The sequence below is a fragment of the Candidatus Symbiopectobacterium sp. genome (assembly GCF_020054415.1).
Classification (GTDB): domain Bacteria; phylum Pseudomonadota; class Gammaproteobacteria; order Enterobacterales; family Enterobacteriaceae; genus Symbiopectobacterium.
Window position 1 is genome coordinate 1 of sequence record NZ_JAHWCO010000419.1, and the last position, 2472, is coordinate 2472.

Annotated in this window: 2 protein-coding genes and 1 pseudogene; all 3 read left to right on the plus strand. The window is 50.3% G+C overall.

Annotated elements, in window-relative coordinates; all coding sequences use genetic code 11:
• Positions 1–147: 147 nt before the first annotated feature.
• Positions 148–477 (plus strand): annotated as a pseudogene (locus tag QZ506_RS12345) (SIP domain-containing protein); the annotation flags it as partial.
• A gap of 299 nt (positions 478–776) precedes the next feature.
• Complete coding sequence (gene chaA / locus QZ506_RS12350) at positions 777–1877, plus strand: sodium-potassium/proton antiporter ChaA (RefSeq protein ID WP_291971412.1); 1101 nt, start codon at positions 777–779, stop codon at positions 1875–1877.
• 215 nt (positions 1878–2092) lie between these two features.
• Positions 2093–2472: transposase (locus QZ506_RS12355; RefSeq protein ID WP_291971414.1), on the plus strand; the 380-nt coding region annotated here is incomplete at its 3' end.

Genomic DNA, 2472 nt, shown 5'->3' on the forward strand with positions numbered 1-2472 from the left:
AAACGTGCTGCGGGCGTACGCCGATGGCCACTTTACTCGATGGAAAACGGATCTGGGCAGAAAAGAATCTGAACCAGATGTAATCTGACAGACACCTGTATAAATAATCGGTAACTGTCAGATCAGGTCTGAGCTAGTACAACCGGCCATGCCGTTATCCGCATCGACAGTGAGGCAGATCGTCTGCTACTGGCCGCCCCCACCGGCCTCAGCGTGCATTGGGTGGTCGGCTCGACCGCCAGCACGGATACGCTGTTGCAACAGTTCCACGCCGTAACGCGCGATATTGACGCAAGCCGTGCATTTTTCTGGCTGGTGTGCGAAGACAGCATCGTGGTGCAACTACGCCGTTACGTACGCAGAGAACTCAAGGTTGAGAGAAATCAGCTCTACGCTGTGCCATATTGGCGTGAAGGGTTAAACGAAGAGGATTATCACCAGAAACGTCACGATGTCATGGATAATCCGGATGATTGAGTGGGCTAAAATTCACTAGCCACATCAATACAGTGGGGAGAAAACTGCCAAATTCTCCCCACTAATCCCATTTTAGTCACCAAGAATGTAAAATTACTTAAAATATCCCGCCTGCTGCGCGCATTCTGCTAATCTGCTTCTGTTTTTTAGGCTATAACTACCTGTAAGCCACTTTTTCCGCAACGTCACACCCTTAACCATGCATTGCCGTCGCTACCCGCGTGGCGCATGTAAAGAGAACAATAAGGCGTGCGGCACTGTTAGTAAGACTCAATACTTTTGATAAGGAGCCGCCCGCCATGAAGTCGCACACCGAGGTGATCAAAACGCGTCACCACGAATATTCCCTGATCTTCCCCATCATCGCGCTGTTTGTCTTGTTGCAATGGAGTAATGCACAAAACCTGATGGCAATCCTTGGCATCAACTTTATTGCACTGCTGGGCATTCTCGCCAGCGCCTTTAGCGTAGTACGCCATGCTGACGTGTTGGCCCACCGGCTGGGAGAACCCTACGGCTCACTGATCCTCAGCCTCTCCGTCGTCATTCTTGAAGTGAGCCTGATCTCTGCGCTGATGGCCACGGGCGATGCCGGCCCGGACCTGATGCGTGATACGCTTTATTCCATCATCATGATCGTCAGCGGCGGTCTGGTCGGATTTGCCTTACTGTTAGGCGGTCGGAAATTTGCCACGCAGCACGTCAATTTGATCGGTATCAAGCAGTACCTGATGGCCATTTTCCCGCTGGCAATTATCGTGCTGGTCTTCCCCACCTCACTGCCGGGAGGTAATTTTACCACCGGGCAAGCGCTGATTATCGCCCTCATCTCCGCCGCCATGTACGGCGTGTTTCTCCTGATCCAAACGCGCACGCACCAGAGCCTGTTTATCTACGAACATGAAGATAAAAGTGATGACTGCGATCCGCACCATGGCAAACCCTCTTCACACAGTTCGTTGTGGCACACCGCCTGGCTGCTAATTCATTTGGTGACGGTGATCAGTATCACCAAAATGGACTCTACGCCGCTTAATGCGCTGCTGACACGCATGAATGCCCCAGAGCAATTCACTGGCTTTCTGGTCGCACTGCTTATTCTCTCTCCTGAGGGGCTGGGCGCCATCAAAGCAGTGCTGCGTAATCAGGTACAGCGTGCAATGAACCTGTTTTTCGGATCGGTGCTCGCCACCATTTCACTGACCGTGCCAGCAGTAACCGTTATTGCCAGCTTAACGGGCAATACGCTGAATTTCGGTCTGGAAATGCCAAGCATCGTCGTCATGGTCTCGGTGTTGATGTTATGTCATATTTCGTTCTCAACAGGCAGGACCAACGTGTTGAACGGCAGCGCACATTTAGCGCTTTTTGCTGCGTATTTGATGACAATCATGCTGTGATCCTACGGGAAAGCCCTGATTTTACGTCAGGGCACCCTGCACTTTGATGTAAGTATTAACACTCCGCGCTTAACAGGCGTATCCTACACTTCACTTATAGACGACGGGCCAACCTCCCGCCATTTTTTTGTTCTTTTTTGGGCTTTGTTGAATAAATAGAACTTTTGGGTAATCATCGGAGCAGATCACCACAGTTGTTTCAAAATCAGGTCTCCATGGCAAAACAAAATTTTAAAATCACCAACTGGCCCTCTTATAACAAGGCCTTCAAGCAGCGCGGTTCTCTAACCGTATGGCTAGATAAATCAGCCATTGCTGCACGGACGGAAAAAAACACTACTGAACGGCGTGGACGAACGCTCCACTACTCAGATACGGCCATCACCACAGTCCTGATGATGAAACGCGTGTTTGGCCTTTCATTGAGGGCGTTACAGTGCTTTGTTGACTCGATTTTTAAATTGATTAAATTGTCGCTGCATTGTCCAGACTATTCGCTGCTCAGCAAGCGAGCAAAGACAGTGAACATCGGCATAAAAACGCCAACCCGTGGTGAAATCTCACATCTGGTCATTGATGGAACCGGCCTGAAGGT